This is a genomic window from Bacillus sp. YP1 (genome assembly GCF_000877815.1).
GTDB lineage: Bacteria > Bacillota > Bacilli > Bacillales > Bacillaceae > Bacillus > Bacillus subtilis.
Map to the genome: position 1 here is coordinate 3,043,849 of NZ_CP010014.1, position 16,526 is coordinate 3,060,374.

Annotated in this window: 13 protein-coding genes; 2 read left to right on the plus strand and 11 right to left on the minus strand. The window is 45.3% G+C overall.

Translation table 11 applies throughout. From position 1 onward, the window contains the following. Positions 1-88: 88 nt before the first annotated feature. The 3 genes from cysI to helD form a co-directional block, all read right to left on the minus strand. Positions 89-1,804 (minus strand): assimilatory sulfite reductase (NADPH) hemoprotein subunit, encoded by a 1,716-nt coding sequence (cysI, locus tag QF06_RS15055; protein WP_041850542.1) that lies wholly within the window; start codon positions 1,802-1,804, stop codon positions 89-91. A 25-nt stretch (positions 1,805-1,829) separates the two neighbouring features. Continuing rightward, on the minus strand, positions 1,830-3,647 hold the full coding sequence (locus QF06_RS15060) for an assimilatory sulfite reductase (NADPH) flavoprotein subunit (RefSeq protein WP_041850541.1): 1,818 nt from the start codon (positions 3,645-3,647) through the stop codon (positions 1,830-1,832). Between the two features lie 170 nt (positions 3,648-3,817). Beyond that, positions 3,818-6,142, minus strand: coding sequence for a DNA helicase IV (gene helD / locus QF06_RS15065; protein ID WP_041850540.1), 2,325 nt, complete (start codon positions 6,140-6,142; stop codon positions 3,818-3,820). A gap of 577 nt (positions 6,143-6,719) precedes the next feature. Here helD and QF06_RS15070 point away from each other — a divergent pair. Then, positions 6,720-7,154 (plus strand): hypothetical protein, encoded by a 435-nt coding sequence (locus QF06_RS15070; protein WP_014477979.1) that lies wholly within the window; start codon positions 6,720-6,722, stop codon positions 7,152-7,154. 108 nt (positions 7,155-7,262) lie between these two features. Here the strand turns inward: QF06_RS15070 and QF06_RS15075 are convergent, their stop codons facing one another. The 7 genes from QF06_RS15075 to csoR form a co-directional block, all read right to left on the minus strand. Continuing rightward, on the minus strand, positions 7,263-7,874 hold the full coding sequence (locus QF06_RS15075; RefSeq protein WP_003228419.1) for a trimeric intracellular cation channel family protein: 612 nt from the start codon (positions 7,872-7,874) through the stop codon (positions 7,263-7,265). A gap of 186 nt (positions 7,875-8,060) precedes the next feature. Further along, positions 8,061-8,477 carry a disulfide oxidoreductase gene (locus QF06_RS15080; protein ID WP_003228417.1) on the minus strand — a complete coding sequence of 139 codons (417 nt, stop codon included), beginning with the start codon at positions 8,475-8,477 and terminating at the stop codon, positions 8,061-8,063. A gap of 4 nt (positions 8,478-8,481) precedes the next feature. Then, positions 8,482-9,150, minus strand: a complete 669-nt coding sequence (bdbD, locus tag QF06_RS15085) for a disulfide bond formation protein BdbD (RefSeq protein WP_003228414.1) — start codon at positions 9,148-9,150, stop codon at positions 8,482-8,484. A gap of 119 nt (positions 9,151-9,269) precedes the next feature. After that, positions 9,270-11,378: a heavy metal translocating P-type ATPase gene (locus tag QF06_RS15090; RefSeq protein WP_125121138.1), complete on the minus strand. Its 2,109-nt coding sequence runs from the start codon at positions 11,376-11,378 to the stop codon at positions 9,270-9,272. Between the two features lie 160 nt (positions 11,379-11,538). Next, positions 11,539-13,950 carry a copper-exporting P-type ATPase CopA gene (gene copA / locus QF06_RS15095; RefSeq protein WP_041850539.1) on the minus strand — a complete coding sequence of 804 codons (2,412 nt, stop codon included), beginning with the start codon at positions 13,948-13,950 and terminating at the stop codon, positions 11,539-11,541. An 83-nt stretch (positions 13,951-14,033) separates the two neighbouring features. Further along, positions 14,034-14,243, minus strand: coding sequence for a copper chaperone CopZ (gene copZ / locus QF06_RS15100; protein WP_003228406.1), 210 nt, complete (start codon positions 14,241-14,243; stop codon positions 14,034-14,036). A gap of 75 nt (positions 14,244-14,318) precedes the next feature. Beyond that, positions 14,319-14,624, minus strand: a complete 306-nt coding sequence (gene csoR, locus QF06_RS15105) for a copper-sensing transcriptional repressor CsoR (RefSeq protein WP_003228404.1) — start codon at positions 14,622-14,624, stop codon at positions 14,319-14,321. Positions 14,625-14,751: 127 nt separating this feature from the next. Here csoR and iolW point away from each other — a divergent pair, with 127 nt between their 5' ends. After that, the gene (iolW, locus tag QF06_RS15110; RefSeq protein ID WP_014480865.1) at positions 14,752-15,828 is read left to right on the plus strand and encodes a scyllo-inositol 2-dehydrogenase; all 1,077 of its coding nucleotides are present in this window, start codon (positions 14,752-14,754) and stop codon (positions 15,826-15,828) included. Between the two features lie 36 nt (positions 15,829-15,864). On the opposite strand, the gene azoRB is transcribed toward iolW, so the two are convergent. Continuing rightward, on the minus strand, positions 15,865-16,500 hold the full coding sequence (azoRB, locus tag QF06_RS15115) for an FMN-dependent NADH-azoreductase AzoRB (RefSeq protein WP_003228400.1): 636 nt from the start codon (positions 16,498-16,500) through the stop codon (positions 15,865-15,867). Positions 16,501-16,526 lie beyond the last annotated feature (26 nt).

Genomic DNA, 16,526 nt, shown 5'->3' on the forward strand with positions numbered 1-16,526 from the left:
GATATGCTCATAGTGAACTTTTTTGCAGCAGAGCAAATTACAGAAAAAAGAGACAGGAAGCTATTCCCTGTCTCTCTTCTTAGTTTTCTCAATCATGAAAATTCGTACCGTCAGTTGTTGCTTTAATAATGCCCGCACGGATGACAAAGTCACCGAAATGCTCGCCTTCCTCGCGTTCTTTCGCATAGCGGGAAAGAAGGACACGCAGCTCGCTTAAAATGTCTGCTTCACCGATGTTTTCACGGTACATTTTGCTTAAACGGCTTCCGTCAAACGCAGCGCCAAGATACATATTATATTTGCCCGGCGCCTTTCCGATAAATCCGATCTCACCGAGTGCATGACGTGCACAGCCGTTCGGACACCCTGTCATACGAATGGTGATTTCCTGATCACGAAGGCCGTTTTCGTCAATAATCTCTTCAATCTTATCTAACAGGGTCGGCAAATAACGTTCTGCTTCGGCCATTGCCAATCCGCAGGTCGGAAGAGCGACGCATGCCATCGAGCTGCGGCGAAGCGCTGAATAATGCTTGCCGTCAGTTAATCCGTATTGTTCAATTAAAGCACTGATTTCTTCTTTTTTATCGCTTGAAACGTTCGCAATCATTAAGTTCTGATTGGCCGTCAGCCGGAACTCGCCTGTATGAACTTTGGCGATTTCCCGCAAGCCTGTCATCAGTTTATAGTCATCGTAATCTGTTACACGGCCGCCTTCGACAAACAGCGTAAAATGCCATTTATCCTCAATGCCTTCCACCCAGCCGTAACGGTCGCCGTTATGATCGAAATGATACGGCTTCGCTTCTTCCAGGCTCCAGCCGAGACGGTTTTCCAATTCTTCTTTTACGTTTTCTAAACCGAGGCGGTCAACTGTGTATTTGAACCGCGCATTTTTACGGACAGAACGGTTGCCGTAATCACGCTGAATCGTAATCGTTTTTTCAGCAACGTCATACATTTGCTCAGGCCGGCAGAATCCGATCACCTTGGCTAATTGCGGATATGTCGCAGTATCGCCATGCGTCATTCCCATACCGCCGCCGATTGCCACGTTAAAACCGATCAGCTTGCCATCCTCGACAATCGCAATGAATCCCAGATCTTGTGAAAAGACGTCAATATCATTAGACGGCGGAACGGCAATACCGATTTTAAACTTCCGCGGCAGATAGAGCGGTCCGTACATTGGCTCGACTTCTTCCTCCGGCGTGCCGGCAACTTTTTCCTCATCAAGCCAAATTTCATGATATGCTCTCGTCCGCGGCAGCAGATCATCACTTAACTTTTTAGACCACTCGTATACCTCTGAGTGGATTTCAGATTGATAAGGGTTTGATGCACACATGACGTTACGGTTTACGTCTCCGCAGGCTGCGATCGTATCCAAAAGTGCTGAGTGGATCGTCTGAATGGTTTTCTTCATGTTCCATTTCAGAATCCCGTGCATTTGGAACGTTTCACGTGTCGTCAATTTTAATGTGCCGTTCCCGTATTTCTGGGACAGGTCATCCATGACAAGCCATTGTTCAGGCGTCGAGACGCCCCCTGGCATACGCACGCGCAGCATAAACTGATATGCGGGCTCAAGTTTCTGCTTTTGGCGTTCATTTCGGAGGTCCCGATCATCCTGCAAATAACTGCCGTGGTGTTTCATCAGGCGGTTATCATCATCCGGAATTCCGGCACTGATTCGATCGAGCATCACTTCTTTCAGCGTGCCGCGCAAATAATCACTTTCTTTTTTAATGCGTTCAACATCACTTGGAGAGCCGTCCGGTGCTTTTAGAATTTTGGTCACCATGTTGAAAAACTCCTTTCAAGTCAAATCAATATACATCACGCTGATAGCGTTTTTGCTGCTGCATATCGGCAAGATAAGCCTCCGCTTCTTCGCGGCTCATATTGCCTTCTTTTTCGATAATTTCAAGTAATGTGTGATGGACGTCATGCGCCATATGCTTTTCATCTCCGCAAATGTAAACAGCCGCTCCTTCTTGAAGCCATTCAAACAATTCTGCGCTATGTTCAAGCATGCGGTGCTGCACATATACTTTTTCTTCCGTATCACGTGAGAACGCCACATCCATTTTTGTCAGCACACCGTCTTTGAGCCAATTCTGCCACTCTGTCTGGTAAAGGAAATCCGTGACAAAGTGCTGATCGCCAAAGAACATCCATGCCTTTCCTTCCGCTCCCGTCTCCTCACGCTCCTGCATAAAGGAACGGAAAGGTGCGACGCCTGTCCCAGGGCCCACCATGATAATCGGTGTTTCAGGGTCTTTCGGAAGCTTAAAGTTTTGATTGTGCTGTACATAAACCGGCAGTGTGTCACCCGGCTGCAGACGTTCCGCGCACAAAATCGAGCAGACGCCTTTTCGTTCACGGCCGTGCGCATCGTAGCGGACTGCGCCGATTGTTAAATGCACTTCATCCGGATTTGCGGATAAACTGCTTGCAATCGAATAAAGGCGGGCAGGCATTTTTCGCAAAATCGAGACAAACTCCTGCGCAGATACACTAAATGGGCCATAGTCACGGACGAGATCAAGCAAATCGCGCCCTTCAATATAGGCTTTTACATTCTCCTCATTTCCCGGGGCTAAAAGCTCTCTAAGCTCATCGTTCCCTGTCAGCTGGGCTGCCTGTTCAAGAAGCGGTTTTGTGAGAACGGTAATCTCATAGTGAGAAATCAGCGCTTCTTTCAGCGGACGGACATCACCTTGCTTATTAAGCGTCACAATTTCTTCCGGGTCCCAATTCATTTCCTTAAGGAGCAGCTCGACAAGTTCCGGATCGTTTTCCGGATAGACGCCGAGGCTGTCACCAGGCTCGTAAGTCAGGCCAGATCCTTCAAGAGACAGCTCCACATGACGTGTTTCTTTATTTGATCCTCTGCCGTTTAAATTTAAATTTTCTAACACTTCAGCCCGAAACGGGTTTGTTCTGGAATACGAAGACTCACCGGTTTGTGACGCAGCCGCCGGCGCAGGCGCGGCGCTTCCGCCCCCAGCTTCATTTAATCCTTTCAATACACCCTCAAGCCATTCGGCTGCCGGTTCATCATAGTCAAGATCGCAATCAACGCGCGGAGAAATCCGTTTTCCGCCGAGTTCTTCTAAGCGCTGATCAAATTCTTTCCCTGTCTGGCAGAAAAATTCGTACGAACTGTCACCAAGCGCCAAAACGGAAAAGCGCAGGTCTTCAAGCTTAGGCGCCCGTCTTCCGTGCAGAAATTCATGAAACGACAGCGCGTTATCAGGCGGCTCGCCTTCTCCATGCGTACTGACGACGATTAAAAGATTGGTTACCTTCTTCAGCTGATTCGGCTTAAAATCGCTCATGGATGAGACGGTCACTTGAAAACCGCTCTGTTCAAGCTGCTTGCCGGCATTTTCTGCAAGCCCCTGTGCGTTTCCCGTCTGTGAACCATAAAGAACGGTCACTTCTTTTGAAACGGCCGGTGCCGGTGCTTCCGCAGACACAGCTGCCGCCGGCGTACCCGCAGTTTCTTGGACGGAAACAGATTGAGCGGATAAATATCCGCTCAGCCAGATTTTCTGGGATTCGGTCAAGGTCGGCAGAAGGCGGTTAAGGAGCTCTGCCTGCTCCTGATTAAACGGACTGTTCATTACCTGAAGTTGCAACGTATCCACCTCACAAAGTTATAAACTGATCGAAAATTGCATCTAATTGAACTTTACCGGAATACTAGGCTTAAGTAAAATATATTTACATGATGATAACTATTAAGAATCCTAATGATAAAACGGCTATGCTTCATGTAAATAGAAAAAAGAGAAGGACTCCCTTCTCTTCATTCAGCAATCTGATATAAGTGAGGCGGCACAGCGGTTACAAACGGACTGGCTTCACCTGTATAAAATACCGCCAGCATGTGCATCGCACGGGTGCACGCAGTATATAAAAGCCTGCGGTCGTGCTCTGTATGATAGTGTTCTTCAGATGCATCATAGACAAGCACTGCGTCAAATTCAATTCCCTTCGCTAAATACACCGGAATCACGCAAACACCCTTTTGGAATGGTTGATTTTCTTTATGAATCAGGCGAACATCTGTATATTCACTCATGTGGGCGTGCGCCTGTATGCATTGCTGCGCAGTCTTGCAGATGACGGCTATTGTTTCGTGCCCTTTTTTCTTGAGCCGGCCAATTTCTTGCGCGAGCTTTTGGCAAAGGCTCTCATGTCCTTCAGTTTTGACAACGAGCGGCATTTCCCCGCTTCTATTAAACGGCTCAATATCCGCTCCATCTTGAAGCATCGCTTTGGTAAACTCGACAATCTGCCTTGTTGATCTGTATGTTCTCTTTAAACGAACATACTCAGCAGGATCATCCTCAAAGCACGCATCCATACGCTGATCCCCGTGTATGGTATGCGCGTAGATGGACTGATTGATATCACCGAGCACTGTCATGCTGGCAGCCGGAAAAATGCTTCTCATGTAAGCCATCTGAAACGGTGAATAGTCCTGGGCTTCGTCAATAAATAGATGTTTGATCTTCGTATTTTTCTTTCTGCCCTCAATCAGATCCTGCATATAAAGAAACGGTGCCGCGTCCTCATAGAGCAATTTATTATCCGTAAATGCCGAACGGGTCAGCTCACCTATCACGGCCATCTTCTCATGCTGAAATTTCCCTCCCCAGCCAGAAAACAATTGCAAATACAGCTGTGAAACATCAAGAAATGCAAGGAGCCTGACTGCCTGCTTGAGCGGTTTGAAAGCTTTTTTCACAATGATGGCGGCAAGCAGCTGCTGCTCTCTTTGATAATCGTTAAACGTACTCTCGCTGAACCGTTTCCTTTCCTGCAGTTTTTTGTACACGTCCAAGTAGTCCTCTTTGTCAAGCAGCTCAGCTTCATGAACGACCCAATCCTTTCGCCGTTCCTTTTTCTCAAGCTTGTTAAGCTCACTCAGCAGCCACTTCGCGGTTTGCTCCATCCGATTCGGAATGGAGTGATTTTGATCCAATGAGTAAAAATAGGATTGAATTTGCTCCTTTGTGATCAGCTTTTGTCCGCGGAATATAATATTTTTAAAAATCATCCCTTCAGAGGAAAGCCGTGTGACGTATTCATTAATGAATTGCTGAAAGGATAAACCCGCCTTCCATGTGATTCCCGCAAGCCTTGTTGGAAAATCGCCTCCCTTTGTTTCGGTCAGGCAATATTCGAGCTGATCAAAGGGGCTTTCACATTTGAACTTGCGGCCAAGACGATGCTCGATATATTCCTGAAACGTCGCCTGCTCCATATTCTCTTCTCCTAACTCCGGCAAAACAGAGGAGACATAGCTGTTAAATAAGAAGTTGGGAGAAAACAAAACGATTTGTCCGGCATCAATGACGCCACGGTGCCTGTATAACAAATAAGCGACACGCTGAAGCGCAGCCGATGTTTTCCCGCTGCCAGCCGCTCCCTGCACGATCAGGATCTTGCTTTTTTCATTACGGATAATCTGATTTTGTTCTTTCTGAATCGTAGACACGATGTTTTTCATTTGGGTATCGGAGTGATGGCTTAATACCTCTTGCAGCATTTCATCACCAATCGTCATATCGGTATTAAACATCGCCTTGAGAGTGCCGTTTTTGATCATAAACTGGCGTTTCAGCACCATTTCCCCTTCTATCGTTTCACCGGGCACCTCGTACTCCGCTTTACCTGGGGAATAATTGTAGTACAAACTTGATATCGGCGCCCTCCAGTCATAAATCAGAAAGTGTTCCTCCTTCTCATCCAAACAGGAAGCTAAACCGATATAAATTCGCTCTGCCTGCTCCTCGCCGTTTTCAATAAAATCAATTCGGCCGAAATAAGGCGATTTTTTTAATTGATGAATTCGTTTGAGCTGCTGATCCATGCGCCGATGATTGTGTTCCCGATCAGACAGCAGCTCTGCCTGCTGCTTAATGCTTGCCATCGTTTCAATCGCTTCATGGGCATCATCAAAATTAACCTTAACATCCTCCCAAAAGCTTTTTCTTAATCCGATGATATCATGCTTCAACCCGCCCGCAGACGTTTCCAGAAACCGCTCTTTTTTTTCGAGCTCCTGCAGCACCTCATCTATTCTCGACTGCTCTTCCTTCCATTCCTTATCCTGCTGATTCATGAACGGCACCTCCAGAAAATAGTTGACAAACATAGATGAAATACTGTAAAATATAATTGGATACATATATCGAATGTATGACGAAACTGGCAAATACAATTTATCTTAGCACATTCACCCAATACCAATCAAGGTTTGGGTTATTTATATGCAGAAAAAACCGATTTCAACTCGAAATTGGTTTTTTCTCTTATGATTTCACATTGATCACTGTTGGAGGTGCTTTTCTTAGGTTGCGAATCTTCTCTTTCATCAGTATCGATTCCTTATTCCATTCAATCTTCGATATAATATTTCTTTTTCATTTTAAAAACACCGCAGAGCTTTACCGTGTTTGTCTGTTCATCTAACGTGAAGAATGACTAAACTGGCTGTTATTGTCATCTTCCATAAAACAACTACATCCTCGCTATCGTATCTATAGTCGCAGTAAAATAGTCATTTTTCATCCAATTTCGACATATTTCAACAAATTGAAGTTTTTCATTTGGGAGAATAGGACGATGTTACATTATTTCTCTCGGTTTATGATAAGAACATGAAGAAAGAACCAGAATTAGTTAGGAGGAAATACTCAGTGAAGAAAAAGCTATCTATGATGTTGCTGGCATTCGTCGTAGCCGTAACAAGTTTTACGGCAATTGACCTAGTAAACAACAAAGCGGAAGCTAAAGATTGGGTTAAAAAAGGTCAAATATGGAGTACTCATTACCATTCGGGCTCATTTAAAAACTATACTTACTCGCCAACATTTCAGATTTATTATCCGGGACGAGGAACTTGGGCCAACATGACAGCAAACGGATCAGGCAGCGGGAAAATTACAGCAACTCTGCAACAAAAGACAAATAAAGGCTGGAAAAATGTTAAAACTTTTTATGCAACGAAAAAAGGCTCTACAAATTTAAGTTACAAACAAGCTTCTAAAAGCTACAAAACAAAATACAGATTCAAATTCACTAACACAGGAACTAAAAAAACCATCAGCTATACCTTTTGGGCTACCTATTAATTTTCAATAGCTTTGCTCTGCGCGTCAGCATTCGAAAAGGACTTTTTATTTGATCCCGGCAGGCTACCATAAAAGAAACCTCTCCATGACGGAGAGGTTTCTTTTATTTTACTGACTATCTAAGCGAAAAGAACGGTTTGGCAGCTTCCAATTAAACATATAGGAACAAACCCGGCAAACAACGAGCACGAAAAACAGAACGTACAAGCCGAACGAGTTTCCCAGCCAGCCCAAGCCGACGATTAAACCGCCGAGAGCCGCCCAGACTGCATAAATTTCTGCCTTCAGCACAAGCGGTTTGCGCCCGGCAAGAAGGTCGCGGATGATTCCGCCCCCGCTTCCCGTCAGCACCGCAGCCACGATCACGGCACTAAGCGGATGGCCCATTTTGACAGCATACAGTGCGCCTTGGATAGCAAAGGCAGCGAGGCCGATCGCATCTGATAAATTGCCCCACTTATTCCAATGCTTCAGCAGCAGCTTCGGAAACAGAAACACAATTGTAATAGATAAAAGCGCGATTTGAAAGTACGCTCCCTGCTCCCATAGCGCTGACACCGGAACACCGATCAGCAAATTGCGGATCGCTCCTCCTCCAAAAGCGGTGACAATCCCTAATATATAAACTCCTAAAATATCATATTCCTCTTCCATCGCAACAATTGCGCCGCTGACTGCAAACGCAATGATGCCAATCACACTGAGCAGCTCCCAAGCCATTCTGATGACTCCCTTTTATGTTTGTTAAATTTTCTGACGACCTCTAGATTTTATAATCGCTCCAGCGTAAAATCAATAACATTTTTATGAGAAAAAAAGATAAATTTAGAGGGAATACGGCTATTGCTGATGGACATGAGTTTGCGAAATTAAAAAAGCGTCCGGCATACGCGGGCGCTTTTTTTGTTATTCAGATTTTTCGCCTTTCAGCAGGCACATAAAAATGATAATCAGGATAAAAGCAATCAGGGCCAGGAATGGAATCGTAATAAAACCAAACCAGTTAATATATTGGCCCGAGCACGGCACGCCGCTAACACATGGCTTAATGCCGCTAAAGCCGGGCACTTTTTGCTCTAAGTAATGCATGATCGAAATGAATGCCCCTATAATCGCCATCGGGAGCACATATTTTTTCACTCGTGTGTCCCCTTGAAAGGTGGCGATGCCTAAAATCAGGACGAGCGGATACATGAGGATACGCTGGTACCAGCACAGTTCACATGGAATAAACTTTCTGATTTCACTGAAATACAGGCTGCCCAGCATAGCGATAAGAGCCACAACCCAGGAAGCATATAAAAATACGATTCTATTTTTCATATCGTTACTTCCCTTTCAGCTCTTTTTCTATTGTCTCTTTGATTTCATCATAATCCGCAAAATTTTTGATCACTTTATCATTGACGTAAATCGTCGGTGTTGCCTGTATGTTCATTTTTTGATTAAGGTCAGAATCCTTTTCCACTTGAGAAGCGAATGTTTCCTTATCAAGATTTTCCTTGAGCGTCTCAGGTTTTATCTTTGTGGTGCTTTTTGCAAGATCACCAAGGAGGCCTGGGGTTACCCATTCCTGTTCCGTATCCGGCTGTTTTTCGAACAGCTTTTCATGGAAATCCCAGAAAGAGTCAGGGTCTTCCTTCCATACTTCTTCAGATGCAAGAGCCGCTAACCTTGAACCTTTTCCATGGAACATGACGTTCACGAAAGAAAATTTCACATCGCCCTTATCAATAAAGTCTTTTTGTATTTTTGGAAAGATGTCACTGTTAAACACCTTGCAAGACGGACATTTGTAATCTCCGAATTCTACTACAGTTACCGGTGCATCGTCCTTGCCAAGCACAGGCTGCCCTTTGATAGACGGCTGTCCGGAAACCGCATCATTGCCTTGTTCCGTTTTGTTATTAATGATGACAATGGCTGCTAGCAATACAACAACCACAACCGTAAGGATGACCGCGAATTTCGCAGAAGACTGCTGTTTCTTTTTCACTCCGACACCTCATCGTTTTAAAATTAAAAAAGAAGCGGATCGCAATTGACCCACTTCTTTATTTTAACAAGACAAGCGCTGATAAGAAAACCCCGAAAAAATGAATTCTCTCCGACAATTTATTTGTTTTTGAGACGCATGACGCGCATGGCGTTCGCCACAGCAAGCAGTGTAACGCCGACATCTGAGAAAACCGCTTCCCACATGGTCGCAATTCCAAATGCACCAAGAATAAGAAAGATCGCTTTCACACCTAAAGCAAATCCGATGTTTTGCCACACGATACGCCGTGTCCGTTTCGCAATCCGAATCGCTTCCGCAATTTTTGACGGCTGATCTGTCATTAGCACGATGTCTGCGGCTTCTACCGCGGCATCTGAGCCAAGGCCTCCCATCGCGATCCCTATATCTGCGCGGGCAAGCACCGGCGTATCATTGATACCGTCACCGACAAAAATGAGTTTTTCATTAGGCAAAAGCTTAGCTTCTAATGCTTCGACCTGCGCGACTTTATCTTGCGGCAGCAGCTCTGCATATACCTCACCAATCCCAAGCTGTTTTCCGACGGCTTCTCCCGTTTGTTTCGAATCACCCGTCAGCATAGCTGTCTGTTTGATCCCAAGCGACTTCAGATCAGCAACCGCCTGTGCTGCGTCTTCCTTTATCTCATCCGCTATGATGATTGCTCCGGCATAGCGGTGATCAACAGCAACGTGTACGATTGTTCCAGCATTTTCATCCGGGACATCCTCAATTTGTTCTCTTTCCATGAGCTTTTTATTCCCAGCAAGGATCTCAGTTCCATTTACCTTTGCAAAAATGCCGTGACCGGAGATTTCTTCGTATGACTCAATCTCATCGGAAGAAAGCATTTTCCCGTAAGCTTTACGCACAGATTCAGCAATTGGATGCTGTGAATGAAGCTCAGCGTATGCCGCCGCTTCAAGTAATCTATCCTTTGTAAAACCTTCCGCGGGTTTGATTTCTGTCACTTCAAAGCTGCCTTTTGTTAGTGTTCCCGTTTTATCAAACACCGCGTATTTGACTTGATTCAAAGCTTCTAAATAATTGCTTCCCTTTACAAGCACTCCGGCCTTTGAGGACGCTCCGATTCCGCCGAAGAAACCGAGCGGAATGGAGACAACAAGCGCACAAGGACAAGAAATCACTAAAAAGATAAGCGCGCGGTACACCCAATCGGAAAGCGCGGCGCCAGAAAGAACAAGCGGCGGAACAAAGGCCAGCAATACCGCGATGATCACAACAGCAGGTGTATAATACTTGGCAAACTTCGTGATAAAGTTTTCTGTCCGGGCTTTACGGCTGCTCGCATTCTGAACCAAGTCTAATATTTTTGATACTGCTGATTCCTGATAGCCCTTTGTGACTTCAATATGCAGAACGCCGTTTTGATTGATAAAGCCTGACATTACATCTTGTCCTTCCGCAGCTTTTCTCGGAACGGACTCACCTGTTAAAGCAGATGTATCAACCATCGCTGACCCTTGCACGACCTTACCGTCCAGGGGTATGCTTTCTCCCGGATTAACCACAATGATGTCTCCTGTCTGAACATCCTCCGGGGAAACCTGTTCGATGCCGTTCTTTGTTTTGAGATTAGCGTAATCAGGCCGTATGTCCATTAACGCACTAATTGATTTTCTGGAACGGCTGACCGCGGCACCTTGAAAAAGCTCACCGATTTGATAAAACAGCATAACGGCGACGCCCTCAGGGTATTGCTGAATCAGAAAGGCGCCGATTGTAGCAAGAGCCATTAAGAAATGCTCATCAAACACCTGACCGCGGATGATGTTTTTGACTGCGCGGATCATAATGTCACCGCCGATGATCAAATAAGCAGCGAGGAAAAGGAAAAGTTCAATGGTTCCCGAATGAACCAAATATGCCGCTGCGCCGAGAATGACAGCCGCCGCCATTCTGATCAGCATATTGACCATTCGATTACGATAGCCATCATCAGCTGATTTCTTTATATGCTTTTGGCGAACCGTTACATGCGGATCAATTGATTTCACTTTTTTCTCTACTTTATTCGTGACCCATTGCTCTTCTTTCCCATCGGCTGAGACAGTTAAGGTGCTTGCCGCAAAATTTACCGCGCATCCGTCAATGCCTTTTATGCCTTTGACTCCATTTTCGATTTTTTGGGCACAATTGCTGCAATCCAAACCGTCCAGAACGTATTCCTGTTTCACTAGTCTCACCTTACCTTCCGATTTAGGGTTCCCTTTTCAAAGCGTATCAATGAGTATTGCATTCATTTTAATATATATGAGCATATACTCATATATAAGTTACACCTATTATATGTTGTTTTCCAAGAAAGTGTCAATGAAAAACAAAAACCGGCATATAGCCGGTTTTTCATTTTACTTTTTGCAGACGAAGAGCATTCAGAACAACGGAAACGGAGCTGAATGCCATTGCTGCTCCTGCTATCCACGGTGCTAAAAATCCAAGTGCTGCGATTGGGATGCCGAGGCTGTTATAGCCAAGCGCCCAGAATAAATTTTGTTTAATGTTTTTCATTGTCAATCTGCTCATGCGGATTGCGTCGGCAATACTGTTCAGATCGCCGCGAATCAGTGTAATGTCTGCTGTTTCCATGGCAATGTCCGTGCCAGTTCCAATCGCCATGCCGATGTCAGCTGTGGCAAGCGCCGGCGCATCGTTAATTCCGTCGCCTACCATTGCCGTCTGGCGGCCCTCTTTTTGTAGGCGGGCAATTTCTGCTGCCTTTTGTTCTGGAAGGACTTCCGCAATGATATTCGTAATTCCCGCTTCCTTCGCGATAGCTTCTGCGGTTCTGCGATTGTCTCCTGTCATCATGATGACATCAAGGCCCAACTCTTTCAGACGGGCAACAGCCTTCCGTGACGTGTCCTTAATCGTATCTGCAACCGCTACTAGCCCAGCTGCTTCTCCATCAATGGATACAAGCATAACTGTTTTTCCTTCTGCCTCTAGCTCTTCCATTTTGGCGAGAAGAGCCCCATGCTCAACCTGTTCGCTCTCCATTAATTTTCTTGTGCCGACGAGAATGCTTTTTCCTCCGGCTTCAGCCAAAATGCCTGCGCCGACTTTTGCTTCAAAACGGGTTAGCTTCGGTATCTCAAGCCCTTTATCTTTCACGCCAGCAATAATCGCTTCGCCAAGCGGATGCTCTGATCCCGTTTCGGCTGCCGCTGCAAATTGAAGCAAATCTTTTTCTTCAAAACGGCCGAATGGAATGGCATCTGTCAGACGCGGCTTCCCGTTTGTCACGGTTCCGGTTTTATCAAGAACAATTGTATCGAGACGATGTGTTTTTTCTAAATGCTCGCCGCCTTTAAATAAAATCCCGAATTCAGCAGCGCGTCCAGATCCAGCCATTATGCTTGTCGGAGTGGCAAGACCGAGGGCGCAAGGACAGGCAATGACAAGAACCGCAATGAACTTGCTGATCGCTTCAGCAAAATCGCCAGGAGCCGCCCAAAGGTACCAAATGAGAAAAGTGAGAACGGCAATCCCCAATACAATGGGTACAAAAATGCCTGAAATCTGGTCAGCGAGACGCTGGATCGGCGCTTTTGACCCTTGTGCTTCCTCAACAATTTTGATGATATGAGAAAGCGCAGTATCCTTTCCGACGTTGACAGCTTTAATTTTCAGGAAACCGTTTGCGTTAACGGTTGAACCTGTCACGCTGTCACCCGGATTTTTGTCAACAGGAAGACTTTCTCCTGTAATCATCGATTCGTCAACCGCTGAACGGCCTTCAACCACTTCTCCGTCGACAGGAATTCGTTCGCCAGGTTTGACGTAAACAATGTCATTAACAAGCACTTCGTCGATCGGGATGATTTGCTCCTGTCCGTCTCTTACAACAGTCGCTGTTTTCGCTTGAAGCTTCATCAGCTTTTTAATCGCATCCGAGGAACGGCCTTTTGCTTTTGTTTCAAACAACTTGCCTAATAAAATCAGCGTCAGCAAAATCGCGCTTGTTTCATAGTAAAGGCCATCTGTATGCCCGTGAGAGCCAAGGCTTTGAAAAGTAAGATAAAGGCTATAAGCGTAAGCAGCCGTCGTACCGAGGGCGACCAATACATCCATATTGGCGCTTTTATTTCTGAGCGCCTTATACGCACCCACATAAAACGGCCAGCCGATCAGAAATTGGACTGGTGTCGCCAGCGCAAATTGCATCCACGGATTGAGAAATATATCGGGTACCCAAATGAATGATGTAAATGTAAAATGGCTCACCATCGCCCAAAGCAATGGAAACGACAGGACAGCTGAAAAAATCAGTCTCGCTGTTTGCTTCCGTTCTTCTTTCTTTTTAGCAGCAGCAGCCTCACTGTCCTGTTCACCCTTCAACTTTAGCTTATATCCAAGCTTATCTACCGCTTCTTTCAAATCGCCGACAGACGCTTCTTTTGGATTGTATTCGACCGTAACTGTTTCTAATGCGAAGTTTACTGGTGCATTTGCGACGCCTTCTATTTTGTTAAGCCGTTTTTCAATCCGATTGGCGCAAGCCGCACAGGTCATGCCCTCAATATCGAATTCAGCTTTTTCTGTAACAACGTGATAGCCCAGCTTTTCTATTTTTTCTTGAATCGCTGCAGTCCCTGTTTCAGCAGGATCGTAGATTACATTTGATGTTTCCGTTGCCAGATTAACATTGGCATCCGTGACACCGGGCATCCGCTTCAGGCCTTTTTCAATTCTGGCAGCACATGCCGCACAGGTCATACCAGAGACCTGCATCGCGATTTCCTTTTGTTCACTCAACATACTCACTCCTTTATATACACCTGGGGGGTATATAAAAATGAAAGAAATATCGCGCCTCCCTAAAGGCGCGATACCTTGAATCACTCAGCTACGTCATAGCCCTGATCTTCTATCGCATCCGCAATATCTTTGACTGATACTTTGTCAGCATCAAACGAAACATCGACTTTACCCGCTTCCAGATTGACATGAACGGCACTGACGCCGTCCAGTTCTCCTACGCTTGTTTCTACTGCTTTGACGCAGTGCTGACAAGACATTCCTTCAACTTGCAATGTTTTTTGTTCCATAATCAATTCCTCCTGTTTATTCTTTCTATTTACATCCTACCATACCCCCGTAGGGTATTACAATAAAAAAACGCTTTATGATTTTGTGAACTTTTTAAATACGTCCAAAAGCTCAGAAATGGCCTGTTCCCCGTCGCCGCTTTTGATGGCATCTGCTACACAATGATGGGCATGATCCTCAAGCAAATGAAGCGCCACGTTTTTCATTGCCGCCTGAACAGCTGAAATTTGCACAAGAATATCTACACAATATCTGTCGTTTTCCACCATGTTTTGAATGCCTCTGACCTGGCCCTCAATCCGCTTAAGCCGGTTTGTAATCTGATCTTTTTCTTTCGAGCTTTTATGGTTTAATGTTTTATGTTCGTTATGCTTTTCCATGCGTACACCTCTGTTTAATGATATTAATTCCCATTATACTGATTGTCCAAACGGTTGTCTAAGCATGCCGACGCAAAAAATGAATCAGTTACGTTTTACCATTTGATCAGGAGGGTATATACTTCTGTTGATAACGCTTTTAAAGGGGAGAAGAAAAGTGGATACGATCAAGGTTGGAATATTAGGATACGGATTGTCCGGTTCTGTTTTTCACGGGCCGCTGCTGGATGTTCTGGATGAATATCAAATCAGCAAAATCATGACATCTCGGACAGAAGAAGTGAAACGGGACTTTCCAGATGCTGAGGTTGTACATGAGCTTGAGGAAATCACAAATGACCCTGCCATTGAGCTTGTCATTGTCACCACCCCGAGCGGCCTTCATTACGAGCATGCTATGGCATGCATACAGGCCGGAAAACATGTTGTGATGGAAAAACCAATGACAGCAACAGCCGAAGAGGGGGAAACATTAAAAAGGGCTGCCGATGAAAAAGGCGTATTATTAAGCGTATATCATAACCGACGCTGGGATAACGACTTTTTAACGATTAAAAAGCTGATCTCTGAGGGATCTCTTGAAGATATCAATACATATCAAGTTTCCTATGACCGCTACAGACCTGAAGTTCAAGCGCGGTGGCGGGAAAAAGAAGGCATTGCCACTGGTACGCTGTATGATCTCGGCTCCCACATCATAGACCAAACCCTGCATTTGTTTGGGATGCCTAAAGCCGTGACTGCAAACGTGATGGCCCAGCGGGAAAATGCCGAAACGGTTGACTATTTTCATTTAACCCTGGACTATGGCAAGCTTCAAGCCATTCTATACGGGGGATCAATCGTTCCGGCAAACGGACCTCGTTATCAAATCCATGGAAAAGATTCCAGCTTTATCAAATACGGAATTGACGGACAGGAAGACGCACTCAGAGCGGGAAGAAAACCAGAGGATGACAGCTGGGGTGCAGATGATCCGGAGTTTTACGGACAGCTTACAACCATTCGTGGCTCCGGCAAAAAAACAGAAACGATCCCATCAGTAAATGGCTCCTACCTTACTTATTACCGCAAAATAGCGGAAAGCATACGGGAAGGTGCTGCGCTGCCAGTCACTGCTGAGGAAGGTATTAATGTCATCCGCATCATTGAAGCCGCGATGAAAAGCAGTAAAGAGAAACGAACCATTATGCTGGAGCACTAAAACAAAAGCCTCCCCAAATAAGGGGAGGCTTTTTCATTAGAATGTTTTTCCTGCTTCTTTCGCACGCGCAATCGCGTCTTCTTTGATTTGCTGTGCTTTATCAGGCTCCGCATTATGTCCCTCTACGAAAATGCCTTCGAATGATGGTACGCCGAAGAAGTTCATCATGATGCCGATGTAGCGGTGTCCCATTTCCATCTCAGCCGCAGGGCCTTCTGAATAGTAGCCGCCGCGAGCTTGGATATGAATTGCTTTTTTATCAGTCAACAAGCCGACAGGACCTTGTTCTGTGTATTTGAATGATTTTCCTGCAACAGCAACAGAATCGAGATACGCTTTCATCACTGGCGGGAATGAGAAGTTCCATAAAGGTGTAACAAATACGTACTTATCAGCTGATGCAAATTGATCGCTAAGCTCTCCCAAACGGCCTACTTTCGCTTTTTCGCTTTCAGAAAGCTCTTCAAAGCCTGTACCTGACTGAAGCTTTCCCCATCCGCTGAATACATCTGCGTCAATGTGCGGGATGTTTTCTTTGTACAAATCGATATGTACAACTTCATCATTTGGATTTGCTTCTTTGTAAGATTCGATAAATGCTTTACCTGTTGCCATACTGTACGAAGTTGCTTCGTCATGCGGATGAGCAGTGATATATAATACTTTTGCCATTTTTACCAGCCCTTTCGTTTTTAAAA